Source organism: Candidatus Cloacimonadota bacterium (assembly GCA_020532085.1).
In the GTDB taxonomy this organism is placed as follows: Bacteria; Cloacimonadota; Cloacimonadia; order Cloacimonadales; family Cloacimonadaceae; genus Syntrophosphaera.
Genome location: JAJBAV010000023.1, coordinates 21382 through 45840, shown reverse-complemented (window position 1 = coordinate 45840; position 24459 = coordinate 21382). Strand labels below are relative to the sequence as shown.

Below are 24459 nucleotides of genomic sequence, written 5' to 3'. Positions count from 1 at the left end.
AAAAAGCGCAAAATGTGTGGATAACTGAGCTTTTTCAGGGTTCATGTTGAGAATATTTGAAAAAATTGTGGATAACTACAAAGTAGATCCTGGAAAGCTGGACTATTTGGTATTACGCAAAGGTCTTCTCTTTGGTATATCCTTGCTCGATGGCTTTGGAGAGGGTGTCTGCGAAGTTCTGTCTGACATCCGCTTCGAAGTGATTGCCAATCCAGAACAGTTGCTGCTTCTGGATGGTGGAGGAGAGATGCTGATCTTCGATGCCCCAGAGTCCGATGCTGGTCTTGGTTGGGGCTTGCACCTGCGTGTCTTTGAGTCCAAGCCGCACACAGCGGTCTATTATCGCTTTGGTGGGCTCATTGACCAGTGCTGCGAAGTCATCTCCCAACTGGGTATTGATGATGCCCGTAAGCTTATCTATGGAGTTCTGGCTAAGCTTCTCGGCTCTGGGCATATCACTCAGCATCTGGATGGCAAGCCGTGTAGCATCTCTGATCTCGGTCTTCCAGGCATTGTTGAGGACCCGGTAGTACTCAAGCATGAGCTGATCATAGTAGTTCATTAGAAGCTGAATCTCCTAACCTTGACTCTATTCCTTCCAATATCATATTCCGAGAAACGTTCCAAGCATCCTGCCAGTGCATCACAGCCATCGATATAGCCATCAGGATAAGTGAGGAACTGGGATATCAGGGTTGGTGTATCTTGACCTTCCGGAAAGAGCACCTTAGCTGTCTCGATAATTGTCTCGGTTCTCTCGATGCGCAGATTCTTGTTGTCTTTGTTATCAATGCGCTTGATTCTATGACTGATGGGTTGCAAATGATTATCTTGTGCCCACCGATCAAAGTCGGCAAGGATTCTGCCTTGTCCGTAGGTAGTTTCACAAGCAGCTCTGGCTTTCACTCTGTAGATACGATCCAACTCCTGATAGGCATCATAGTAGTATCTGAAGAACTTGGTATTCTCTGTCTGACGTATCCAGACATGAAGCACGTAGAAACGATTACCATCATAGCCAATGGAGATGACAGCCTTGTAACAGCCCTTCTCTCCCCAGGCAGGATCGGCATAGAGCCAGACTCGCTTCATCTGGGATGGCTCAGATAAGGTTCTATACTTGGTGAACCAGTGGTTCTTGAAGATGTTCCCTTCGATCACGGGCTGTCCAAGCATCTCCCTCTGATAACCGGTATGGCCGAACTTGGCTCGCAGATTTGGCAAAGTGGCAGTAGGATATTGCTCTTCCCAGATGGACTTGCCATGCATATCTTCGAGAGAGAAGCGCAATATCGCCTTTTGGTGCGTCTTTAATGCAATCTGGTAGGTAACGTCTAATTCTGGATTATCTGCTCGTAAATCGCCTAGTATGAGATCCTGATACTGGCAGATGGAGTAATTAGGGTGTACCAGGTTACCGAGCCAGACGATCTTACCATTTCCCTCCGGGGAGAGTGCTCCGGCAAGCTCCTGGGTGATCTTCTCCATACGCCTCTTACCGATGGACTGGTTACCCATGTTCTCTTCTTTATCGATATCATCGCAGACGATCAGTCCGGGTCGCTTGGCAGTCTTGGGATTGATAGTTCCACGATGGCTCTGCTTGATACTCCTGGCTCGTATCCTTGCCTTGTTCTTGAGATAGAAATCCAGATCAAAGGCATCCACAGGCTGCAGCTCTGGATAGTCCATTGTGAGCCGCTTATTGTTCTGCAGTTCATGCAAGGTGAAGGCTGTACGCTCCTGTGCCAGATCTACGTCTGCGGCAGTATGGATCACGTATCTCTCACCTCGGATGATCCTCCAGATGGGATAGACCACTCCCATGAGTACCGTTTTGCCCAGTCCACGAAAGCCTGTGATTCCGATGATGCCTGAGCCATTATCAGTCTCATCGAACATAGTCTCATGTGCTGGGCAAAAAGGTAGTGGGAAGATATGCGGGAAATAGGTATGGCAGAAGAACGAGAAGGCATCCCAACCCTCTCCGGTGGTACGCCTGATCCTATCAGTCTTGGCTTCAGGATTATCGTCTATAAAAGGCAAGACGGAGATCGTTTTTGATGCGATCTCCGCCAGTGCCTTGTTATGTCGCTGAATAAACTTCTTAGACATAACCTGTGTCCGGAGGCTTAGGGTAGGCCGGAAGGATCAGGGGAGCCGGAGGCGACGACTCCCCTGTTTGGAGGGTTTGGAGGGTAGGCTTGGAGGCAACCATGTCCGTGGTTGTAAATCTATCCATTTCTCGTCCTCAAGTAGTCGGCCAGGTCTATCACGATGCCCTGGAACTGCTTAAGCAAGGTCTCGTGCCCTTTCTCGATCATGAAGTCGGTCACCTGATCCAGGAAGCGGACGATATAGTCGTTCAGTTCCTTGGATGGCTCAGCGTCTTTCTGGTTCTGCTTGATTAGGCTTACGAGGCTCTGCAAAGCAGTATCGGCAGGGTTCTTGGCATATTCCCGGAGCGCTTGGATGAGCGCTTTCTTGCGAGCCAAGTTGATCTCGTGGTCGAGCTTACGCTCTTCCTTGAACAACTCGTCCCACTTACCGTTCTTGACCCACTTGCGGACGGTGATGTCAGATACTCCGAAGATCACCGCCAGCTCCCTGGGTTCGGTCTTGCCGTTCAGATAGGCTTCTTTGCAGTTGTCCCGCTTGATGCGGAACTCGATGGAGTTACTCATATTCGGGCTTAACCTGGTTCTTGAGGACATATTGGTTGAGGTCTTTACCGGAGCAGCGCAGCTGTCCGTTTTCAGTAGTGCGAAAGGCTCGCAGAGGGTTGGCAATGTCTCTGATCCAACGATAGACGGTTTTCCTGCTCACTCGGAGAGCGGCAGCCACTTCGTCAGGCCGGTAGTTGCGATTGATGTCGAACACTTTCATTGGCTCCTCTGCTGTTATCGATTCTATGGATGCCATGTTTCAATCTCCCTTGCTTTGATCAAATCAGGATGGGCTATCATGAGACAGTATCTACAGGGCACTGAAGTTCAGCACTACCTTGTTGTAGTTACCGGCCTCGTCTCGCACTGCGAAAGAGATGTATTGCTTAGTAGAAGTGACCAGGATGGCCTTGTCAATTAGCTCCATCGCTTCCTTCCAAGTCGGGTCTTTGATCTTGTAACGGCGCAAGGCGAAGATGCGGTAACGAGCCAGTTGACCACGCTTATCCACTTGGAATGCTTCGTTGATGATAGCTTTGAGGTTATCGTTGGAGTCTACTGACCAGGCTTTGATGCACTCGTCTATCTTCTGCTTGGCGAGCTGTAGTTCGATTCCGAACTGAATCTTCTCCCGGAACCGCATCTCGATTTTGTACTTCTCATCGAAAGTGAAGAGGAGGGCATTGCCTTTCCATTCCAGGCCGTTTCTGCGAGCAGCGTCGTTCAGATAGTTCTCGATGATCTGGATCATTTTCTGTTTGTCGGTTAAGATACGTTCTTGCAGTTTGAGTGCGCAGTCCATCGCTTTCTTGACTGCGGCATCCTTTTCCAATATCTCGGTGTGCAGCACCTTCACAGGGATTTCCCTACCTTGAGCATCGGTTAAGGTGCGTTCTTTGACTGGCTTGCTCGCTTTACTCATTTGAATCCTCCTTAGGATCGCTTTGTTTATTTGGTGATTGATTGATCTCTTGTTTCTTGATATAGGACTGGAACATAGCGATGATCGCTCTGCGCTCCTTCTTGGAGAGCAGGTTCCAGTGGCTTTTGGAATAGTGACTGATCGTGAATGCCCGCAGCTGGGACTCGGTCCAGCCGGCTTGCTTCATCAGGGCATGCATGTACTTGCCCTGCTTATCATAGTTGTACTCGAGAGGTCTGCCATGTCTGCGATACTTCAACATAATAGCCTTGAACTCGAGCAGCTTATCTTCAGATAGTGCTGAAAGCGAATCGCCATAGCCCATACCGTTCATGATGTACTTGAATGCGTCCAAGGGCCAGTGGAACTTCTTGACCCTTAGGCCGTGAATCTGTTGACGTAGTTTTCGTTCTCTCTGTTCCTGATCCATAGAATGCCTTCTTTGTGCTTAATTTCTTTTAGGCCAAATACGTACTGTGTTGCGTCTGCTTTGGCCGGGATGCAACCGTTCCCACTCTTCGCTACGAGCTTTCCTGGCTGCTTTTGCCTCAGCCTTCTTTATCTCGGCTTTCTCTTGTCTTATTCTAAGTTTTTCAGGATCGACCGGCTTGGATGTATAAGATGTGTAAGGACGGTTACTAACCTTGGACTTTGAGTAGTAGTCATTATAGATCTGGTTGATGGCACCCTTTACTATCTTCTTGCCGATATCTTTGAGATTACCTCTTGTTTCAACTTTGTAACCATCGGCACTGTAAGTGAGTATTCCAATAGATGCAAGCGCTTCCAGATATACGTAGACCCATTGCCGACTGCGTGGAAAGTCTTTAGCCACCTCTCTTATTGTGAAGAAGCCCCCTTGTTCAATATGATCAAGCAGAGCATTTGCAGCGATCGGGTCAAACTGCCACTTGCCCTTCTGGTGATAACACACACTGGTCAAATACCTGTTATTCCTTACATAGATGCCCTGTTCCGGGTCTACCAATCTGATCCTCCCGGCAGTGAGCAGTACATTTAACACTTCTCTGACCCCCTCCGGTTCTCTATCGATCATGTTAGAGATCATGTTCAGATCAAAGGGCTTGTTGAACTGGTTAACGAAGTTGTTTACCAAGTCACTTGTGGTCATTGCACTACATCCTGGTCCGGGTCGGTGATCATGTCATGGGTAAGATCTAAGTTACCATTCTCATATCCGTGCAGCATCTTAATGGCTCGCCTGAGGCTGCCTTTGGAATACTCGAAGATTCTCTCGACGGTAGCGGCATCCACTTTGACATCGAGGATCTCATCGGCGATCAAACGCAGGTCGGTCTTGGTAGGCGGTTTGAACTGATAGAAGGCATTGCAGCGATCAAAGTAGTGTTCGCTTATCTGGGAGAGGCGATCTTTGGCATTCTGCATTCCCACTAAGATGATAATGGTCAGAGTCTCATCAACGATGTCCCGGATGGCACCCAAGATCTTATCCAGCTTGAAGGCATAGTCTATCTCATCGATGATGATCACCGTATCGGGATGCTCATCGAGGATCTGCATGCTGAGTTTGAAGAGGTTATTGGTCGACCCGCTGGGGATGAAGTTGCCCAGATCGAACTTACGATACAAAGCGGTTAAGAGCATGGTCGAGAAGGCCTTGGGTGTGGTCATCGACTCCAGTCTCAGATAGATGTAGTTTCTTTGAAAGGCGATGCGTTGGGCATAAGTGGTCTTGCCAAGGCCGGGACGTCCATAGATCATCCCAAGACCCACCATTTCAGTTTTTGGCCTGCGTAACAGGTATTGAACACACTGATCCGCTTCCACTACGTTGCTGATCATTACAAGCTTGTTGGCTTTCACGTATCCTCCTATTTGATTCCTATAAACTCGAGCATCTCTTCGAAGCTCTTTTCTTTAGGTTTAATCTGCCCGTTCTCAAGCACGGTTGTTTCCGCTTGTTTGGGTTGCTCCTCCTGCAGAGGTATCTGTTTGATCACCTGCTGTTCCAACTGCTGCATCATCTCTTCCGAGGCATGGCTGGGTTGGGTCAGGATGGGAGCCTGTTCGAAAGTGGGATTGCTCTCAAGAGCCGGTAGGGGCTTCATCAGTCTCTGCACCGCTTCCTGCGATGACTTGATCACCATCTTGGTGCGCTTGGCGATCTGCCGCTGATGCCGTTTGATCGATTTGTATTCCTTGGTGAACTCCGAGTGGGAGATCGGATCATCCATGTTCAGATGAATGAAGGGATCGACTGGTCTGCGGACCTCAGCCTGGCAGATGAAGTTGTCTTGCATGTCATAGACCGCGATCCACCTCAGGTCTGCCAGATCGTATCTGATCACCACTTCTTTACCGATATGCTCCATCAAAGCCGTATCCCAGTACATCAGCTTGTTCAGGGTGATGCCATTGTTACGGAGCGTCTTACGCACTGCAGACATCATCAGGAAGTTGAGTCTGCGAGATTTCACTTTGCGCTCATCCGGTACCGGTGCGGAACTGAATACTTCATAGGGTAAGCGATCATTCAGTCCCCCATGCTGGTTCTCTCCGTAGATATGCCTTACATAGAAGCCAATCATCTGCATGGCTTCCTCTAAGGTAGGCGGCTTGCCTTCGAACATCTTCTTTGCCCACTTCTCGTTACGCATCAGGGTGGCAGGTTTATCATCGATACAGGCACCCCGGAAGCTGACTATGAAGCGTTCAAACTGCTCCTGGAAGGTTTTGAAGAAGCGTTCGATGATCTTGGCTTTGGCATTGTAGCTCTCTGCGAAAGCCACTTTGATCCCCAGTCTGGGGAAGATACCGGCCAGGTCACTAGAGAGGTCATGTTCCTGCCACTTCTCATTGAACAGTTTTGATCTGAAGGCCTTGCCGTTATCGAGATAGACATACTTGGGAACCGCTCCCCAGTTGAGGAAGGCGTTGCGGAAGGCCATCTGAATGTGCTGGCTGTCCTCTGTATAAGCGAGTGCCGCTCCCACCGGATATCTCGATGCCCAGTCCATCACCATGATCATAGTCATGCGTTGGGCTTTCCCGGTCTTAGGATTGACGATATCGAAGGCGAGGGTATGTCCATCCGCTACCCAGACATCGCCCACGCTAAGGAGGTTGTTATCCCGGTAGATGGTCTTTACGATATCCTCGGCTACTGCTTTGCTGCCCAGTCTGGCTTGGGTCCAGATCGCTTTGTTGTTATGCTCGTAGTCCTGGCACCATCGAACCAGCGTGGGAATCGAACTTGGCGATTCCAAAGCTCCCATGCGTGCATAGGCCTTGAGCGCATTGACTGCGGTATAGATCTTAACCTTCTGTGGACTGAGCAGTATCTTCTTGAGGAAACTCTGTTCCAGGAAGGTTACTTTCCGACCCCGCATCTCTCGTTTGGCTTTATGGATCAGAGCGAACATATCCTGATTGTTTTCCAGATATAGATCGATCCACTTACGCAGGGAGCGTTCGGTTCTGTTACCCTTGAGTTGGTATAGCTCCGGAACCAGACTGCCGTTGTTGTATTCGTCGGCGATGCTCTTCCAAGTCTCAATCTTGGACTCGGCAGACTCCAGGCGATCCAGCACTGTCTCGCAGAACTGGGCATACAACTGAGCCTCACCCATGAAACTGAGCAGTTCCTTCGATTCCACTTCCATATTGATCGTCGGCTTCTCTTCCTTATATATGGGAGCCGGTAACGACTCAATCGGCTGAGGGGAAGGCACAAGCTCGACTGCTTTAACAGGATGCTCTGTTTGAGCCTGATTTCTTGTTTTGGCTCGTTTCTTCTCCATACGGATAGATTTCTGCGATCCAGAGTCGTACTTGGTGAACTTGATCGGGACTCCGGACTTGATCAGATCAGCTATCCTCCGGCAGTCAGCGTCATATTCCGCTCTGTCATACTGCCCGATGATCTCTTCCAAGGTCTGCATTATTCCTCCTTCCTGCCTACCTTAATATATGACGTGATGAACAGGCAGTCCCGTTTATCGGGGCCGATGTCCATCAACTCCCGATCCAGGCAGACTCCCTGTTTGTTCTTACTCTTGCAGTCGGCTATCTCCAGGTCGAGAAGCTCGTTTACCGCCATGACAAAGGTCTTGGTAGTATGGCTCTTCCCACTAGGCACCAATCTGTTGATGGCGGCCATGTTCCCTTCTTTCACCAGTCTGCGGATCGTCTTTACCGATTTGCCTGTCAGTTCTGCTACCCTCGCAAGGGGCAGCCAGATCAGTGTGTAATCTCTCTCCATTTCATATCCTTCCCATGATATCCGATTACCTGTAATTGGACTTGGACAAATTGAAGGTGCCGGACATGGACTTGGACATGGACATTCCTCTGGACTTGGACACGGACTTGGACATGGACTTGGACATTTTTCGTAGCACTTGGACACAATTTCGCACAAAGAATGGATATTGTGCCCGGATGCTATACGCAGTGAGAGCTTGAAGCTGTTTTGTCCAAGTCCGAGTGGATATTTTTGGACTTGGACATTCTGCGATTGGCAGGCTTCGCAGCTCGACTTTTTGCACTGTTTCGCGGTCATTTTCACCTCTCTAGTTAGTTTTAACATGGTGCTAACTATCTTGCATCCAATATCTTGGGAAGTCCTTTCTACAGTCCGGCGGATTTTTCCGGCACTTTTCTGAAGGGTCTCAAACTCGCCGGCACGAATGCCATTGAGATAAGAGCACCCCGAAAATTATCATTGACACAACTATACGGCTTTTTATCATTGTTCCAGAACAAGGATGTATGCCGTATGGATAAAGTCAATGAAAAAGATGCCTAATGGAGGAATTATGGCGAGCAACGAGATTGGTGAGAGACTGGCAAAGCTCTTAAAAATAATGCGCTTGAAGAACTACCAGTTTGCTGAAAAATTTGGTATTTCTACGGCCTCACTCGCCCGTTATAAATCCGGAGATCGACTCCCCGAAGCCCAACTTCTGCTCGATCTGTGCAAAGCCAGAGTGAACATAAACTGGCTGCTTACAGGGGAAGGTACCACCCAGATTACGCAGGATTTTGATGGTTGGATGAAGGAGAAATTGGAGAAGCGGATGCAGACCGTCGATACCAAGACCGGGTTAATCCAATCCCCTACAATCGATTACACTCGCACAATTACCCTCCCGATTTCTGGCGAAATTTCCGCCGGCCCCAGAGAGGACATCATAGACTGCCGGGAATTAGGCGAAACCATAGAGGTACCGAGAACGCTCGCACCCGGAAACGATAGTCAGTACTTGGCTTTCAGGGTTAACGGCAGGAGCATGGAGCCCAATATTCTTCACGAGGACATCGTGATCATCAAACAGAGCATCGACTGGGAATTGGCTGATGGAAGAGTGTGCGCAGTCCGAGCTACCGACGGTGTGACACTTAAGAAAGTGGTACTTGATCCGGCTAATAGTCGTATTATTTTACAGCCATTTAATATGGACTATAACGTCCAGATTATAGACCCGGATCAGGGTTTGGAATTATATCTGATCGGGATTTTGTCACTTCAGTTGCGGCTTTTTAAACTCGACTGATTTCGGCCTACCCCTCGGATGTCCAAGTCCAGTCCAAAATCGGCCTGAATTTGAAGTAAAGGTGATAAAAATACGTCCAAATACGTCCAAACCCTCGCATGTCCAAGTCCAAACATAGTCCATCATATCTCCGCACCACATAAGGATTTATCCCTGTTTGTCCAAGTGAGGGTCATTTGAAGTTTGGGGTGAGGGTTTATACCAAGATGTTGGCACTCTGCCTGATCCTGGTTTCCAGCCTGGCTGGAACAAACATTGGACCCTGGCAAAACATCCGCTGCAGCGGCAAATCAGCCGCCAATGAGGTCTTCGTGAGGCTGGAAAACACCGTGGATCCCGCAACTGAGAACAAACTGCTCCATTACAACGGAACGTCGATCGTTCAGCAAAGTTTCTCTTCCTTGAATTCACAAACCGGCACCATGCAGTCGGTGTACACCCCGGTGGGCTCCAACGCCGATCTGGGGCTGATCTCAAACGGAACGGCGAAGAATATTACTCCAGTTTATTACAGCGGAACCGCCAACTTTCCCGCTCCGGCCCAGTTTACAGAAGTATCAGCCGATACTCTGAACGAGCAGTCAACCAATTACATGGACATAGTGAAAGATTTTTTCAGCTTCTCCGGCACCAAGTTCTACGCGGCCATCCAAAACCGGGGTGGAGGATTTCCTCTGGGAGGGACGTTGGGCATGCCACCCTATTATTCATACATGGTGGTGATCGCCAACCTGGCGGACACCGGAACCCCTCCCGACGAAGCCACCATCTGGGCGATGAACTACATGAACGTGACGTTTGGCGGCATTTCGCCAGGGCTCTACCGCATCCAGGGCACGGGGCAGGATGCGCTTAACAGGATCGGTGACATCAGCACGGAAATCGTCAGCGGTTCAAATCTGCTCAAATTGAGTTGTAACATCTCCGATTTGCTGGCTGACCCTGCATTCACTGCCTGGTACAATACAGCAGATCCCGTTTTCGGCATGGTGAGCATGACCCAGAAAACCACTCTCAGCGGCTTAACTCCGGTGGTGGAATTGATGGATGTAAGCCCCGGCGCGAACATTTATCCCAAGCGCCTGAACAACCCGCTGCATCCTGAAACCCTGCCTGTCCTGAGCAATTTCAGCTTCAACGTCGCCCCGGAAGACATCTGGTTCCAGACCACCTACCAGGACAGCTACGGCCGTTTTCCCCTCTCCATGTCGGCCAGTTGGCAAAACGGGCAAACTTTCAACCTGTATCCCCAAAGCCTGGACCACAGCGATGCCGTGATCTACCGAACCGCTGACCTGACCGGAGATCTGGACGAATACGACGACCGCCAAACCTCGGCCAAGGCGTCGGTTGACAACAGCAGTTACGCATATTCAACCAGCCCCTCCCATTCCTACATTCTGGGTCTGCAACCGCCTCAAAACCTGTATTTCAGCCAAAGCGGCGGCAACTGGCAACTGAACTGGGATGCCTCCGTGCGCAGCTTAACGGATGAACTTGTCTATCCGGACAGCTTCACGGTGGAATACTCAACCGATCCCAATATCAACACTTTCAGCACCTTGGGAACCTACACCGGCAGCAGCGCCAGCCTGGACAGCAGTCCCGCCCGCAGGTTTTTCCGCGTGAAGGCTTTCGAGCAGGTTCCCTAAACTGGCAAAAGGTAAATCAGCATATGAAAAAGATCAAAACAGTCATCCTCCTGGGGCTTTTCGCCCTCATCCAGAGCGGGCTGCTGGCCGCGCCTCTGGCCAAGGCTTATCCCGCGTATTACAGCGGAACAGGCTGGCCCACGCTAAGCCAGATGACCAAGATCTCCGGTGATGCCTCCGGCGACCAGAAGAACGATTATCTGGACATCGTGGCCGACTATTTCTGCTTTTCGGACACCAAGCTCTACGCCGCCATCCAAAACCGCGGCGGCGGCTTCCCCACCTCCGGCAAGATGGGCCTGGAGTACTATTCCTACATGGTGGTGCTGGCCAACAGCGCCGACCGGAAATACGTTTGGGTGATGAACTACATGAAGGTTCCCGCGGCGAAATACAAGCCCGGGCTCTACCGCATCGAAGTGAAGAAAGACCAGGACCTCATCCGCATCGGGGATATCTCCACCCAGATCGTGAAGGGTTCAAACCTGCTGAAAATGAGCTGCAACATCTCCACTTTGCTGGCCGATCCGCTGTTCAAATCCTGGTACAACAGCTCCAAACCGGCATTCAGCATGCTTTCCCAGAGTTTCCGCACCACGGTGATCCCCTTCGGCACCAAACAGCAGGACGGCACCGATCCCGGCAAGGAATTGAACCTGCTGAAGAAATAACTTTCCGCCCAGCGCGATTGATGCGCCTGGTTTCCTTGCGGAAATAGGCCTGGGAACCACCGGCGGTTTTTGGCTTGACAGCCTGAGCCGACAGAAAAAACTGGCGCACGAATGTGCATCTCTAGCTCAGTTGGTAGAGCAACTGACTCTTAATCAGTGGGTCCGGGGTTCGAATCCCCGGAGATGTACCAGATCTTCAGCGGCTTGCACAGGAAATCTCGGCCCGGATTTCCGGCAGGCCGCTTTTTTCATTTTGGGGGTGGGGGCATTCGCCAAAATCTTTTTTGAAGCCAAAATCTTCTTGACAGAATATCTGAAGCATACATAAGGAATCTCACCGGTCCGGAACAACTTGGTAGGAGCCGGGATCCATTCCAGAAGAGGCCGGAAGGAGTTCATAATGAAGAAGTTTACTCTGTCTTTGCTTATCGCTTGGGGACTGGCATGTGTTCTGGGCGCCACCACCGTCACCATCGGCACCTACGCGGGTTACAACAGCTCCACCAGCTATCCCAGCCCCTATGCCAACACCGATGTGGTGGACCACGAGCAGTATTTGATCACAGCCGCGGAAATGGAAGCCGCGGGAGCAGGTTTTGGCCAGATCCAAGCAATTTCGTTTTACGTGCAGGAAGTGAATGGTTGCGCGGCGCTACCCCGCTACACAATCAAGATCGGATCCACGCCAGACGAGCAGTTGACGGACTATATCCCCGACGAAGATCTGAGCACGGTTTTCTACTCAAACCCCTATCAGGTGGTGGCAGGATGGAACGAGCATGTGTTCAGCGATCCCTGGATCTGGGACGGCTCGTCCAACCTGGTGGTGGATGTAGGCTACCGGATCATGAACACCACCTCGGCCAACGCCAGTGTGCATTATGCCGATACCTCGCCCTCGTACCGCTGCCTGTATCAGGACGGGCTGAGCCATACCCAATCGCTACTGCGGCCGATTATGAAGCTGGAGATGGCTGACATTCAGCTTGAGATCGGTGGGGTTGAAACCGAGGATAACTTGCTTCCCATGTCCGGCCTGCACAACTACAGCTACTCGCAGTGCCTGTACCTGCAGAGCGAGATCGATATCAGCGGCCTCTACATCACCAGGATCGCCTATTTCTGGAACGGAGCCGCGGCCAATGCAAACTCCACGAACTGGACTGTCTATATGGGGCACAAGGCCGGCAACGTTTTCAGCAGCACCAGCGACTGGCTGCCCCTGGCCCAGCTTAGCCAGGTTTTTGAAGGCATTGTGCGCCTGCCGGCTTCACCGGGCTGGGTGGAGATCATACTGGACACGCCCTTTGCCTACGACAACGTAAACAACCTGGTGATCGCGGTGGACGAGAACAGCCCCGGCAATGACAATCCTAGCGGCTTGTTCAGAAACACGGTCAGCGATTTCAGGGGCCTGATCGCCGTCTCGGCGAATGACATCGATCCCGCCGGGCCGGGATCCTCCGTCAGTTCCAGCAGGTTTGCCGACGTTATCCTGGCTTTTCTGCCCGAACCCCTGGGGTCGCCCGCGCCGCCGCTGCCGGTGTTTCCTCCTGAGGGTTACAGCCAGGTGGACTACGCCGGTCTCGATCTCAGCTGGGGGCCGAACGCCCAGGGCGGCCTGCCCGACAGCTATACCCTTTATCTGGCCAACGATCCAGGGCAGATATTTGCCCAGCAAAGCTTTCCGGGGCTCACTGCCAATCATTTCAATCCCGTGGCGCAGGGCGGGATGAGCTTTGTCTATGGGCAGCAGTGGCATTGGGCAGTGAGGGCGGTAAACACGGAAGGGAACGCGGTTTTCACCCCGCCTCTGTCTTTCTCCGTCTTGCCCTATCCTGCCGCGGTTCCTCCTGCCGAACAGCATTTTAACGGCCCGGATTTCCCCGTGGGCTGGTCCCAAGCCCAAAGTGGAGGCATGACCCAGGATTGCTGGGAAGTAAGCAACACCAACTACGCCGGGGGGTCCGCGTATGAGATGAAATTCACCGCGCCCTACGGCCAGACGGGGATCTCACGTTTGATCAGCCAACCGGTGAGCACCGGCAGCGGATCGGGCTTCATGGTGTCGTTCCGCTACAGAGTTCAAACCACCCAGCCGGGTTTCAGCTTCAGCCTGCAATACAGCCACGATCTGCAAAACTGGCAGAATCCCCTGTGGCAGTTCGACCCTCAGAACGATCCGCTGAGCGGCACCGTGACGGTCTTCGTCTCTCCCCTCAGCTGGCCTTACACTTTTCTGGGCTTCACCCTGGCAGGGAGCTTCAGCTCCTCCATCTATTGCGCCATTGACGACCTGATCCTCAGTCCGTCTTTGGATCACGACGTGGGAGTGGGGAAGATCCTGCAGGTGAATGGAGTCGTGGAGCCTGAAGCAGTATTTGCCGGGGCCAGGATCTTTAATTATGGCAATAATGCCCAGAGCTTTGACGTGTTCATGCGCTCCGGGGTCCGGTTCACCGATACGCAGACTGTAACGGATCTGGCGCCGGGGGCCTTTGTGGATGTGTATTTCGATCCCTTCATCCCGGTAGCCGGGGAAGTCAACCAGATCGAGGTCCAAACCGTTCTGACCGGAGACGAGGATACGGATAACGATGTGATGTTCCTGGATTTTGCCTGCGTGTACCTCGACGTTCCCGCCCTGGCCAACGTGGCGCTGGATCCCGCAGGCCAACTGAGCGGCCCGGCCGGTTTCAACCTGGAGCGGCCATCTCAGGTGAACGACCTGCCCGGGGCGGCGGTGGCCCCCTCCTACATCAGCGGCGGCTGCTGGGTTAACGGGCAGTGGTGGTTTTTACAGGATTATTCCCATAATCTGTGGAAGGTGGACCCGGTCACAGGCAACGCCAGCATTATCGGCAACACCGGGCAGTGGAATATGAAGGGTCTGAGCCAGGCTGGACCGGGCCAAACCATTTACGCCTGTACGGAAGACCGCCTCTATACCCTGAATCCAATTAGCGGTTATGCCACAGCCGTGGGCGGATATTTCGGCATCGGAGGCGGCATGGCCTGCCTGGCCACGGACTCAGCGGATAACACTCTCTATGGCATCAATATAAACACAGATATGCTGTACACCATCAACACCAGCACTGGCTCTGCCACTCAGGTGGGGCCGCTGGGCTTCGAACTAAACTACTCAACTCTGGATTGCGCTTTCGACCAGGACAACGGCAGTCTGTTCCTCGCCACGCCTGACTTCACTTCAGCGCTCTTCTGGATCGATACTGCCAGCGGCAAGGCCTACAAGGTGGGAAACTTTCCCTCAGGTACGCAGATGACGGGCTTCGCCCTTCCCTTCGGGCCTCCTGAGGCCCCGGTGGCCTTCATCGCCGAGGGCGGCAACCTCAATTGGGAGCCGGTTTACCGCGCCAGCAGCTACAAGGTCTATGGGTCCGCCACGCCCGACGGTGGCTTCAGCCTGCTGGATACGACAACCGACACCAACTGGAGCGACCCCACCTTTCCCCAAAGCAGGAGATTCTATCGCGTGACGGCTTCCAACTGAAAAACTTGGGTTCGGCCCTGATTTCAGCTTGGCTGGAATTTTGGACGGGAACCTTTGTGGCATCTTTGATAAAAAAGGAGGGATGGAACAAGCCTTGCTTTATAAAATGCCACGGAAAAGAAAACCAACCGTTGGAGGCCCTGATGAAACAGCTTTGCCTGATGATCCTGATCATGGCAACCTGCGCCGCCGCGTTGGGCGGACAGGAATTTCCGCTGCGCCAGGCGACGGAGATATTCTGGGAAGGCACGCATGTCCGCAGCGCGGATGGTTGCGAAATTGTGTTTTGGGCGGACGCCGTAAATGGCGACCTGGACATCTTTGCCCAGAAGATCAGTCCCTCCGGCCAGGCTCTGTGGCCCGCACCGCTGGGAGTGGTAAACCATTCCGGCGACCAAAAGCTCTGGGACGCGGTGAAAACCTCGGACAACAACATCTTTGTCCTGTGGAGCGAATGCGAGATTGGCACCAACACAGGGTTGGGCGCGCAAAAGATCAGTTCCAACGGCCAGAAGCTCTGGGGCGAACAGGGAGTTGCTGTCAGCATGCCGGGCGCGTCGCTGAGGCTGGCGGTCCCGGTTGCCAACGCCACCGGCAGCGCCTTTGTGGTCTTCCAGGATATCGGCGAGGACTGCGTCCGGGGCCAGCATCTGGATGCTTCCGGCAACCAGTTGTGGCCGGACGGCGGGCTTCTTCTTGGAGACAACATCCTGCTCGAGCAGGCCTGTGGCGACGGTGGGGGAGGCCTGATCGTCAATTGTTCCGTTTTCCCCTTTAACCGCCTGATGCGGATCTCGCCCGCCGGAGAAGTGATGGGCAACGATCCCCTGCTGCCTCCCGGCGCTTTTCCCGGCAACGTTTATCAAGTGCTGTCCGGCCCTAACGGCGAATTCATCCTGTACACCGTGGTTCACGCCCCTGATCCCTATATCCTGCTGAACAAGATGGACATCACCGGCAACCTGCTGCTGCCGCAAACAGTCCAGCATCAGCTTGCTGCGGCTTCCTGCGTGTCCGAAGTGGCTTTGGCCCTCTATCCCGACGGCGGGTTGGGCGCGGCCTGGCGCAGCGGCTTGGATGGCGCGCTGAGCTGGCAAATGCAGAGGTTTTCCGCTGATCTGGTGCCCCAATGGCCTTCTCCGGGCGTGGAATTCAGTGCTCCCAGCCCCAGCGGCGGAAACCTTTCCCTGGCTGTGGGGGCCGATGCCACTGCCTGGCTGGCCTGGTATGGCGGCAACGTCAACTTCCTGGAGCGGGAAGTGAAGGCCCAGGCCGTAAGCGCGGCAGGAATTCCGCTCTGGGGAACGGCCGGAAAGGTCCTGTCCCAGGATCATGGCAGAACCTGCGCCATAGCCTGGCCGGACCGGGGGATGTTTGTCTGGAACCCCTCCCTGGAAGGGGTCAAAAGCTTGCGCAGGCAGATTTTCACCAGCAGCGGCAGCTCGTTTGTGCCCCCGGAGGCGGAACCCCTCGCCCAGGGGCTGGCAGGCATGGGCTTCCTGCAGGACGCGATCGCAATCGGAAACAAATATCTCACCCTCTGGGAGGACAACCGCGAAGGTAACCCCCAGCTTTATTACCAACTCAGCAACGATGCCTTGGACGCGCTGCTGGAGCCGGGCGGACGACCCCTCTGGGCGGATGAGACCCGCGCCACGCGGCTGATCAGCGCTGCCAAATTGAATGAAAGCAGCGTTGCCCTGCTTTACTGCGCCAGCTCAGACAGCGTCCCGTTCACCTGTTACCTGCAACGGATCGATTCCACCGGCAACACCCTCTTTCCCGGCCCCGGGATCGAGGTGCAGACAGGCCAAAGCTCCGGCACTTCCATGTCCCTGGGCTGCTTTGAAGGGGAGATTTACCTGATCTGGCAGGGCGGAGAAGCAGGCAGTTTCCAGATCAAGGGCCAGCGCTATCTGGAGGGCCAACCCCAGTGGGGCGAAAACGGCCGCGTGATCAGCACCCTGGGGCAAGACTCCCATGCCAGCCAACTGGCGGTGCGGGGCCGGTATTTCCTGTGGACAAATGCCGACATATATCTTGAGCAAATGCGCGCCAGGGCTCTGCTGGTGGATCAGAACGGCGATCCCGCCCTGGGTTGGTACCCCGGCGGGGAAAACCTGCTGATGGGGAGCCTCTCCGAAGTTTCCTCCTTTCAGCAGAGCGGACTTCAGGGCAACGACCTCGTTGCCTTTGTCAGCCGCTACAACGGCTATGCCTCTGAGCTCAGGGTGCAAAAACTAAGCGCTGCCGGGGCAAGGCTCTGGGGCGACGGTGGCAGGCCCTTTGTTTCGGAAATTGCCAACTTTGTTTACGACGCGGTCTTCGGCGACGGCGTTGTCTGCCTGCTGCGGGGCTACGGCGACGGCGGCAACACCCTGAGGGCCCAAAAGCTTTCCCCGGACGGAGACCTGCTCTGGGGTGACAGCGGCGTGCTGCTGGCCTCCGGGCTGAACAACTGCTATGATGCCGCATTGGCTGATTTTGCCGACGGATCCTTCGCCTGCGTCTATTCCGACGACGACGGGCAATTGTTGGAAAACCGCGATCTTTACATCCGCCGCGTCTCCTCCTCGGGCGAAGCTTCGGGAACCGCTCCGGACCTGCTCTGCCAGGCCCGTTACCAACAGAGGGACGTACACCTGGATGTTTTGGGCAACCGGGCCCTGGTGGCCTGGAGCGACGACCGCGCCGGCATCGAGAACAGCGAGATCGCCTACACGGGAGTTTGGGCCACGCGCATCGCCAGCGCTTCCGTTGCCGCCTCCGATCCCGCCCTGAACCCCGCCGCTCCGCTGGTTATGAAGGGAAACCATCCCAACCCCTTCAATCCCTCCACCACCATCGCCTTCAGCCTGGAGATGCCGCAAAGCGTTGATCTGCGGATCTACAACCTCAAAGGGCAGTTGGTGCGAGCCCTGCTGAGGGGGGCCGAGCTGCCCGCAGGGCAACATGTTATCGTATGGGATGGCAGGACCGGGAATGGAGAAGCCGCGGCCAGCGGCGTCTATTTCTGCTGCGCCCAGGCCGGAGGATACCGCGCCACCCGGAAAATGCTGCTGAGCAAGTAACCGGTGCTCCAGACGAGCGCAACAAGTTTGACTTTGCTGTGCAGATGAGCGGTCCTCTGGACAAGTGCAACAATTTCGTGGGTTGCGATGGATCACCGGATCAATAACCACCACCCAGCCGTGCATTGTCATTCCGGGGTGGGGGTTTCAACCCCCGGGGCCCCGGAATCCAGCCCGTCAACCCAAAACAACGTCACATCCAAGGCGGGGCCGATACAGATCGCGTCTGTGTCGGCATCCTCTGGGGGCTATTCCCGCGAGGCCTGGATTCCGGGCCCCTGCGTTCTGGCGCACGCTTTCCCGGAATGACACACCGGGGCGTGGAGGGTGATGTGGCTGCCGTCGATGCTCGCTCCTCGCCCGACGCCAGCGCCGCGGGAACGCCACCTTCATCCACTCGATTTGAACATGAGCCTTGATTCGTGCAAAGATTAGTAATTTGTGGACAGGATACTTTGTGGGAATGGAGCCTTATACATCCCCGGCGGGAATTTTTTGGTGGACAAAGATTCCGCCTCCCATTTTATGGAATTTCCATGAAAAAACAACAAAAGGTGAGTTTAGGGATATTAGCATGAACAGCGACTCCGACAGTCCGCTACGCAAGATACGGAACATCGGCATCATGGCCCACATCGATGCCGGGAAGACCACGACCACAGAGCGGATCCTGTTTTACACGGGCTTTTTGCACAGAATGGGCGAGGTGCACGACGGCAACGCTTTCACCGACTGGATGGAACAGGAGCGTGAACGCGGGATCACCATCACCTCAGCTACGGTGACCTGCGTCTGGAAAGACACCCAGATCAACATCATCGACACCCCGGGCCACGTGGACTTCACCGCCGAAGTGGAACGCAGCCTGCGCATCCTCGATGGCGCGATCGGCGTTTTTTGCGCCGTGGCCGGAGTCGAACCTCAATCCGAGACGGTCTGGCACCAGGCCGACCGATACAAGATTCCGCGCCTGGCCTACGTGAACAAGATGGACCGCCCCGGCGCCGATTACGACAGGGTGATCAGCATGATCCACGAGCGCCTGACCCCGCTGGCCCGCGCGGTGAACATCCCCATCGGCCGGGAAGACAGCTTCGACGGCGTGATCGACCTCATCACGATGAAGGCCTGGCTCTTCGATCCCCTCACCAAGGGCAGCGAAGTGCATTTGAAGGAGATTCCCGCCGAGCTGCTGGATGACGCCGCCGAGCAGCGCAACGCCCTGCTGGAAAGCGTGGCGGAATTTGATGACGAGTTGCTGCACGCCTACCTGGAGGGTCTGGAGATTCCGGATGAGCTGATCCGCCGTGCCATCCGCGCCGCCACCATCGGCGGCAATTTCATCCCGGTGCTCTGCGGCTCTTCGCTGAAGAACAAGGGCGTGCAACTGCTGCTGGACGGCATCCGCGATTTTTTGCCCTCGCCGCTGGAAGTGCCGCCCTGCGAAGGTTTCGATCCCCAAACCCAAGCCCCCGTCTGCCTCGAGCCGGATCCCCGCGCGCCCTTTGTGGGTATGGCTTTCAAGGTGCAAACGGATAAATATGTGGGCAAACTGGTCTATGTGCGGGTCTATTCCGGCACCCTGAAAAAAGGGGCTTCCTTTTACAATCAGAGCAACGGCAAGCGCGAGCGGGTGTCCCGCATCCTGCAGATGATGAGCAACCGCAAGCACGATCTGAACGAGCTCCACGCCGGCGATATCGGCGCTTTTGTCGGCTGCCGCTTTCTGGCCACCGGCGACACCATCACCGACGGCGGGCTGGACGTGGTGCTCAACCGCATGCATTTTCCGGACAGCGTGATCTCCATCGCCATCGAGCCCCGCACCAAGGCCGATCAGGAAAACCTGAGCGACGCCCTGGCCCGCCTCGAGGAAGAGGATCCCACCTTCCGCGTGAGCGTGGACAAGGATACCGGCCAAACCCTCATCTCCGGCATGGGCGAGCTGCATCTGGAGATCATCGTGGACCGCCTGCGCCGCGAATTCAACGTTTCCGCCAACGTGGGCAACCCGCAGGTTTCTTACAAGGAAACCATCACTCGGGCCGTGGACTGCGAGGAGACCTTCATCCGCGACATGAACGGCAAAGGCAATTACGCGCGGGTGAAATTCCGCCTCACGCCCCTTACTTTGGAAGAGCTTCCGGAAGGGGAGAAAAACCTTTTCTGCAGCAGCGTTGGCACCGACAGGATCCCCGGCGAATTCCACAAACCGATCGAAGAGGCCGCGCTCAACGCCCTCAACGACGGGCCCCTGATCAGCGGAAACCTGGAGCGGGTGAAGATCGAACTGCTCGACGGTGATTTCAACCCCGTGGATTCCAACGAACTGGCCTTCCGCATCGCCACTTCGATGGCCATCGGCAAAGGCCTGCGCGGGGCCGCTCCTGTGATCATGGAACCCATTATGCTGCTTTCGGTTATATCTCCGGACGACTTTGTGGGCGACATCATCGCCGACATCAATTCCAAGCGCGGACACGTCAGCGTGCTGCGCCGGCACAACGAATTTCAGCAGGAGATCGTGGCCGAGGTCCCGCTCTCCGAGCTCTTTGGCTATTCCACCCGGATCCGCTCGGTCAGCCAGGGCCGCGCGGTTTACAGCCTGGAATTCCGCAAATACGAGATCAGCCCCGCCCAGGTGCAAAGCGCCGTGCTGAAGCGCATCCGGGGCTATGGCTGATAATCTGCTTGACAGGCGGGGAGCGGAGCGTAAACTTGGCCACACAAACGAAGCATCAAAGGGGATGGTTATGAACATTGATCTCAGCTTCACCGGCGACAGGGCGCTGATGGTCGTCGACGGCTTTCTGAACAGCGACAACGCCTCCGTCCTGCAGCAAAAGCTGGACGAAGTGCTGCAATCGGACGCGCGCTTTCTGGATATCGACCTGTTCGAGTGCAAAAACATCAGCAGCACCGGCATCGGCAAATTGCTGCTCTTTTACAAGGACTTCATCGGCAAAGGCGGAGAGATCGAAGTGGTGCGCAGTTCGGACTCCATCTACGAGCTTTTCAACATGCTCAAGCTCAACCAACTTTTCCTCGTCAATCTGGAATGACCCCTCAAGCCCACAGCATCCTGATCGTTGACGACAGTCCCGAGCTCGCGGCGACCCTCGGCGCGCTGCTGGCCATCCACGACTACCGGGTGGATACTGCCACCTGCGGCAGCGACGCCCTGCGCAAGCTGCGCAGAAATCTCTACGACATAGTGGTTTGCGATATCGAAATGCCCGGCATGAACGGCCTCGATTTTCTGGAGAAGATCCGCCAGGACGGCCGCGACCAGGAAGTGATCCTGATGACGGGCTTTCTGGAGCAGGAATACTTTGTCCGCGCCATTCGCCTGGGCGCCGCGGACTTCATCAGCAAACCGATCGAGACCCCGCACCTGCTCAAGTCCATCGAGGCCATCACCGCCCGCCTCATGAACCGGCGCAGCAAGGACAAACTGCTGAACAGCTTTGACCGGGCGGAGTTTTCCTGCGTGATCGACCCCCTCAAGTTCTCCGGCGCGGGAGTCACCAAGATCCTCAGCCCCATCCTGCAAAACAACCTGGACCTCCCTCACGACACTCTCAGCGATCTGCTCACCTGCGCCGACGAAATGCTGCAAAACGCCTTTATCCACGGAATTTTGGAACTCACCGACGCGGAGCGGCTGAGCGAGCAGGAAGACCTGGGTGAGATCATCAGGCGCAAACTGCTCCAGCCAGGCATAGCCGGGCGCCGCATGCGCTTCTCCATGTGGCTGGAAAAGGCCAGCGAAGCCATCGTGATCAGCGTGGAGGACGACGGTCGGGGATTTGATTTCGAGGCCTGGCTGAAACGGCTGCAGGCGGACGACAATCTGAGCCTGGAAGCTCACGGACGCGGCCTGGCCATGCTGTATTTTCTTTCCGACCAGCTTGATTTCGAAGACGGCGGCCGCAGGGTGAAGGTGCTGCGCAAGCTTCAGCCCCGGCCGAACGCGCAGGCATGACCCTGGCCTCTCTGCTGGCAGGCGCGGAACCCAAACTGGAGCCTTCCGCCGATCTGGCCTGGCTGCTGGCCGGTTGGCTGGATTGCTCCGTACCCGCCCTCACGCTGCAACTGAACAGGGAACTGGACCCGGCCAGGCAAGCCCTCATCCGCGCCGGCCTCCTCCGGCTGGCCCAGGGAGAACCGCCGCAGTACATTTTGGGCAAGGCCTGGTTTTACGGGCTGGAACTTCTGGTGGATCACCGCGTGCTGATCCCCCGCCCGGAAACCGAAGGCCTGGTGGAACTTGCCCTGCAACTGCTTGAGCCTGCTGCCCGGGTGCTGGAGATCGGCACCGGCAGCGGCGCCATCGCCATCGCCCTGAAACATGAACGGCCGGACCTGGCGCTCACGGCCACGGATATCTCCGCCGCCGCGCTGGACCTGGCCCGGGCCAACGCCTCCCGGCACGGTTGCCTGATCGGTTTTTTGGCAGCGGACCTCTATCCCGCCGGCGCCGGGCCTTTCGACCTGGTGATCAGTAATCCGCCCTATATCAGCGCGGCTGATTATGGTGAACTTGAGACCAAAGTGCGGGATTTCGAGCCGCGGCAAGCCCTGCTGGCGGAAGAGAACGGCCTGCAGATCTACCGCCGCCTGTTTGCCCGGCTTCATAACCATCTGGCAGACAATGGCCTGTCCCTCTTCGAACACGGCTTTGCCCAAAGGGAGGCGATCACCGCCCTGGGCACGCAGGCTGGCTTTACTTGTTTCCTGGCCCAGGACGACCTTGCCGGTCGGAACCGCTATCTGGGCTTTAGATAAAACAGAGAAACAGTTACCACAGAGAAAAGCAGAGTGATGCAGAGAAAAGCAGAGATGGTAAGTTCCCTAAGCTTTAGCTTGTTGGCTGCCCGTAATTCAATTTGCGGCCTCGGACTGGACGGGATGGCTATTCCCGCCAGGGCTGGATTCCGTCTCTTCGCGCCAGGGGCGCTGTGTTCCGGAATAACATTGCGGCTGATTCCTCAGGTTGAAAAGCCTCGGCTGGTTTTACACCCTTATCACGACCTCTGCTTGTACTCGGCGTATACTCTGCTTTTCTCTGCGTTGAAAACTCTTTATCTCCCCGTCTCTGTGTTAAAAAGGAACAACAATGGACAGATTCATTATTGAAGGCACTCGCGAACTCAGCGGCACCATCGAGGTGAGCGGGGCCAAAAACGCCATCCTGCCCGTGATGGCGGCTTGTCTCCTCGCGCCCGGTAAATCCTTGCTGCGCAACGTGCCCAGCCTCATCGACCTCAAAACGATGGCCCATCTGCTGCGGGTTTTGGGTGCCCGCGTGGTCTACGAAAACGGCATGATGTCGATCGATTCGCGCGACGTGGTTTACAACGAAGCGCCCTACGAACTGGTGAGCAAGATGCGCGCCTCCATCTATGTGCTGGGGCCGCTGCTGGCCCGGCTCGGCGAAGCCCGGGTCTCGTTCCCTGGCGGCTGCGCCATCGGCACCCGGCCCGTGGACCTGCATCTGCAGGCGATGGAGGCCCTCGGCGCAAAGATCGAGATCGAACACGGCTACATTCACGCCAAGGCGGACAGACTCACCGGCGCTGACATCCATTTCGCCAAATCCTCCGTGGGCGCCACCATCAACGCCCTCATGGCCGCGGTTTTCGCCACCGGCACCACCCGCATGTTCAATGCCGCCATGGAACCGGAGGTGGATTCCACCATCGAGTTGCTCAACAAAATGGGCGCGAAGATCTCCGGCCTGGGCTCCACCACCCTCACCATCGAGGGCGTGGACGACCTCTTCCCGGTGGAAATGCCGATGATCTCCGACCGCATCGAGGCCGGCACCTTTCTCATCGCCGGCGCCCTCAGCACCCAGCCGGTCACCGTGGCCAACTGCCAACCGGAGCATCTGGGCATCCTGCTGGAAAAACTGCGCGCCGCGGGCTGCGAATTGGACGTTCAGGCCTCCAGCATCACCGTGGTCCCGCCCCGGGTGATCAAACCGGTGGACATCCTCACCCTGCCCCATCCCGGCTTCCCAACCGACCTCCAGGCCCAGTTCACCGTGCTGATGGCCTTGGCCGACGGCGCTTGCTTCATCGAGGACACCATCTTCCCAGACCGCTTCATGCACGTGGCCGAACTCAACCGCCTCCAGGCCGACATCCGCATGGAACGCAACGTGGCCCACGTGAAAGGTGTGGCCAAACTCAGCGGCGCGGAAGTGATGGCCACCGACCTGCGCGCCTCCGCGGCCCTCGTCCTGGCCGGCATGGTCGCCGAAGGCAGCACCACCGTTTCCCGCATCTACCACATCGACCGCGGCTACGACCGCATCGAGGAAAAACTGAACGGCATCGGAGCCTGCATTACCCGCGATATTGCCTGATCTGCTTGTCCACGAATTACACGGATTTACACGAATTATAAAAGCAGAGGGAT

General features: G+C 55.3%; 20 protein-coding genes and 1 tRNA gene. 11 read left to right on the top strand and 10 right to left on the bottom strand.

Features of this window, described 5'->3' with window-relative positions; genetic code table 11:
* Positions 1 to 112: 112 nt before the first annotated feature.
* The 10 genes from LHW45_07220 to LHW45_07175 all read right to left on the bottom strand — a co-directional run bounded on the left by LHW45_07220 (position 113) and on the right by LHW45_07175 (position 7831).
* Positions 113 to 562 carry a hypothetical protein gene (locus LHW45_07220; GenBank protein MCB5285364.1) on the bottom strand — a complete coding sequence of 150 codons (450 nt, stop codon included), beginning with the start codon at positions 560 to 562 and terminating at the stop codon, positions 113 to 115.
* Positions 562 to 2115 carry a hypothetical protein gene (locus LHW45_07215; GenBank protein MCB5285363.1) on the bottom strand — a complete coding sequence of 518 codons (1554 nt, stop codon included), beginning with the start codon at positions 2113 to 2115 and terminating at the stop codon, positions 562 to 564. The genes LHW45_07220 and LHW45_07215 overlap by 1 nt, the downstream gene beginning before the upstream one ends.
* Positions 2116 to 2234: 119 nt before the next feature.
* Positions 2235 to 2684, bottom strand: coding sequence for a hypothetical protein (locus tag LHW45_07210; GenBank protein ID MCB5285362.1), 450 nt, complete (start codon positions 2682 to 2684; stop codon positions 2235 to 2237).
* The gene (locus LHW45_07205) at positions 2677 to 2886 is read right to left on the bottom strand and encodes a helix-turn-helix domain-containing protein (protein MCB5285361.1); all 210 of its coding nucleotides are present in this window, start codon (positions 2884 to 2886) and stop codon (positions 2677 to 2679) included. The genes LHW45_07210 and LHW45_07205 overlap by 8 nt, the downstream gene beginning before the upstream one ends.
* 90 nt (positions 2887 to 2976) lie before the next feature.
* Complete coding sequence (locus LHW45_07200) at positions 2977 to 3588, bottom strand: DUF3164 family protein (protein ID MCB5285360.1); 612 nt, start codon at positions 3586 to 3588, stop codon at positions 2977 to 2979.
* Complete coding sequence (locus LHW45_07195) at positions 3581 to 4018, bottom strand: hypothetical protein (protein MCB5285359.1); 438 nt, start codon at positions 4016 to 4018, stop codon at positions 3581 to 3583. The genes LHW45_07200 and LHW45_07195 overlap by 8 nt, the downstream gene beginning before the upstream one ends.
* A gap of 18 nt (positions 4019 to 4036) precedes the next feature.
* The gene (locus LHW45_07190) at positions 4037 to 4720 is read right to left on the bottom strand and encodes a hypothetical protein (protein MCB5285358.1); all 684 of its coding nucleotides are present in this window, start codon (positions 4718 to 4720) and stop codon (positions 4037 to 4039) included.
* Entirely contained in the window at positions 4717 to 5433 is a 717-nt protein-coding gene (locus LHW45_07185) for an ATP-binding protein (protein MCB5285357.1), read from the bottom strand. Before LHW45_07185 ends, LHW45_07190 begins: the two co-directional genes overlap by 4 nt.
* An 8-nt stretch (positions 5434 to 5441) precedes the next feature.
* Positions 5442 to 7511: a Mu transposase C-terminal domain-containing protein gene (locus tag LHW45_07180; protein MCB5285356.1), complete on the bottom strand. Its 2070-nt coding sequence runs from the start codon at positions 7509 to 7511 to the stop codon at positions 5442 to 5444.
* Positions 7511 to 7831: a hypothetical protein gene (locus tag LHW45_07175; GenBank protein MCB5285355.1), complete on the bottom strand. Its 321-nt coding sequence runs from the start codon at positions 7829 to 7831 to the stop codon at positions 7511 to 7513. Before LHW45_07175 ends, LHW45_07180 begins: the two co-directional genes overlap by 1 nt.
* A 529-nt stretch (positions 7832 to 8360) precedes the next feature.
* Between LHW45_07175 and LHW45_07170 the strand changes: the two genes are divergently transcribed.
* The 11 genes from LHW45_07170 (at position 8361) to murA (ending at position 24406) form a co-directional block, all read left to right on the top strand.
* Positions 8361 to 9125 (top strand): hypothetical protein, encoded by a 765-nt coding sequence (locus tag LHW45_07170; GenBank protein ID MCB5285354.1) that lies wholly within the window; start codon positions 8361 to 8363, stop codon positions 9123 to 9125.
* A 206-nt stretch (positions 9126 to 9331) separates the two neighbouring features.
* The gene (locus LHW45_07165) at positions 9332 to 10777 is read left to right on the top strand and encodes a hypothetical protein (protein MCB5285353.1); all 1446 of its coding nucleotides are present in this window, start codon (positions 9332 to 9334) and stop codon (positions 10775 to 10777) included.
* Between the two features lie 23 nt (positions 10778 to 10800).
* A complete protein-coding gene (locus LHW45_07160; GenBank protein ID MCB5285352.1) occupies positions 10801 to 11448 on the top strand; it encodes a hypothetical protein in 648 nt (215 codons plus the stop codon).
* 115 nt (positions 11449 to 11563) lie between these two features.
* Positions 11564 to 11639 (top strand) — tRNA-Lys (locus LHW45_07155).
* A 209-nt stretch (positions 11640 to 11848) separates the two neighbouring features.
* Positions 11849 to 14962, top strand: a complete 3114-nt coding sequence (locus tag LHW45_07150; GenBank protein ID MCB5285351.1) for a DUF4394 domain-containing protein — start codon at positions 11849 to 11851, stop codon at positions 14960 to 14962.
* A gap of 143 nt (positions 14963 to 15105) precedes the next feature.
* A complete protein-coding gene (locus LHW45_07145) occupies positions 15106 to 18033 on the top strand; it encodes a hypothetical protein (GenBank protein MCB5285350.1) in 2928 nt (975 codons plus the stop codon).
* A 574-nt stretch (positions 18034 to 18607) separates the two neighbouring features.
* On the top strand, positions 18608 to 20716 hold the full coding sequence (gene fusA, locus LHW45_07140; GenBank protein ID MCB5285349.1) for an elongation factor G: 2109 nt from the start codon (positions 18608 to 18610) through the stop codon (positions 20714 to 20716).
* Between the two features lie 70 nt (positions 20717 to 20786).
* Entirely contained in the window at positions 20787 to 21095 is a 309-nt protein-coding gene (locus tag LHW45_07135) for an STAS domain-containing protein (GenBank protein MCB5285348.1), read from the top strand.
* A complete protein-coding gene (locus LHW45_07130; protein ID MCB5285347.1) occupies positions 21092 to 22018 on the top strand; it encodes a response regulator in 927 nt (308 codons plus the stop codon). The genes LHW45_07135 and LHW45_07130 overlap by 4 nt, the downstream gene beginning before the upstream one ends.
* Positions 22015 to 22821 carry a peptide chain release factor N(5)-glutamine methyltransferase gene (gene prmC, locus LHW45_07125; protein MCB5285346.1) on the top strand — a complete coding sequence of 269 codons (807 nt, stop codon included), beginning with the start codon at positions 22015 to 22017 and terminating at the stop codon, positions 22819 to 22821. The genes LHW45_07130 and prmC overlap by 4 nt, the downstream gene beginning before the upstream one ends.
* Positions 22822 to 23152: 331 nt before the next feature.
* Positions 23153 to 24406, top strand: a complete 1254-nt coding sequence (murA, locus tag LHW45_07120) for a UDP-N-acetylglucosamine 1-carboxyvinyltransferase (protein ID MCB5285345.1) — start codon at positions 23153 to 23155, stop codon at positions 24404 to 24406.
* Positions 24407 to 24459 lie beyond the last annotated feature (53 nt).

Bases quoted from the DNA above. Each gene is read 5' to 3' on its own strand.
- LHW45_07220 (MCB5285364.1), bottom strand. From the start codon at position 562: ATGAACTACTATGATCAGCTCATGCTTGAGTACTACCGGGTCCTCAAC.
- LHW45_07215 (MCB5285363.1), bottom strand. From the start codon at position 2,115: ATGTCTAAGAAGTTTATTCAGCGACATAACAAGGCACTGGCGGAGATC.
- LHW45_07210 (MCB5285362.1), bottom strand. From the start codon at position 2,684: ATGAGTAACTCCATCGAGTTCCGCATCAAGCGGGACAACTGCAAAGAA.
- LHW45_07205 (MCB5285361.1), bottom strand. From the start codon at position 2,886: ATGAAAGTGTTCGACATCAATCGCAACTACCGGCCTGACGAAGTGGCT.
- LHW45_07200 (MCB5285360.1), bottom strand. From the start codon at position 3,588: ATGAGTAAAGCGAGCAAGCCAGTCAAAGAACGCACCTTAACCGATGCT.
- LHW45_07195 (MCB5285359.1), bottom strand. From the start codon at position 4,018: ATGGATCAGGAACAGAGAGAACGAAAACTACGTCAACAGATTCACGGC.
- LHW45_07190 (MCB5285358.1), bottom strand. From the start codon at position 4,720: ATGACCACAAGTGACTTGGTAAACAACTTCGTTAACCAGTTCAACAAG.
- LHW45_07180 (MCB5285356.1), bottom strand. From the start codon at position 7,511: ATGCAGACCTTGGAAGAGATCATCGGGCAGTATGACAGAGCGGAATAT.
- LHW45_07175 (MCB5285355.1), bottom strand. From the start codon at position 7,831: ATGGAGAGAGATTACACACTGATCTGGCTGCCCCTTGCGAGGGTAGCA.
- LHW45_07170 (MCB5285354.1), top strand. From the start codon at position 8,361: ATGAAAAAGATGCCTAATGGAGGAATTATGGCGAGCAACGAGATTGGT.
- LHW45_07165 (MCB5285353.1), top strand. From the start codon at position 9,332: ATGTTGGCACTCTGCCTGATCCTGGTTTCCAGCCTGGCTGGAACAAAC.
- LHW45_07160 (MCB5285352.1), top strand. From the start codon at position 10,801: ATGAAAAAGATCAAAACAGTCATCCTCCTGGGGCTTTTCGCCCTCATC.
- LHW45_07150 (MCB5285351.1), top strand. From the start codon at position 11,849: ATGAAGAAGTTTACTCTGTCTTTGCTTATCGCTTGGGGACTGGCATGT.
- LHW45_07145 (MCB5285350.1), top strand. From the start codon at position 15,106: ATGAAACAGCTTTGCCTGATGATCCTGATCATGGCAACCTGCGCCGCC.
- fusA (MCB5285349.1), top strand. From the start codon at position 18,608: ATGAACAGCGACTCCGACAGTCCGCTACGCAAGATACGGAACATCGGC.
- LHW45_07135 (MCB5285348.1), top strand. From the start codon at position 20,787: ATGAACATTGATCTCAGCTTCACCGGCGACAGGGCGCTGATGGTCGTC.
- LHW45_07130 (MCB5285347.1), top strand. From the start codon at position 21,092: ATGACCCCTCAAGCCCACAGCATCCTGATCGTTGACGACAGTCCCGAG.
- prmC (MCB5285346.1), top strand. From the start codon at position 22,015: ATGACCCTGGCCTCTCTGCTGGCAGGCGCGGAACCCAAACTGGAGCCT.
- murA (MCB5285345.1), top strand. From the start codon at position 23,153: ATGGACAGATTCATTATTGAAGGCACTCGCGAACTCAGCGGCACCATC.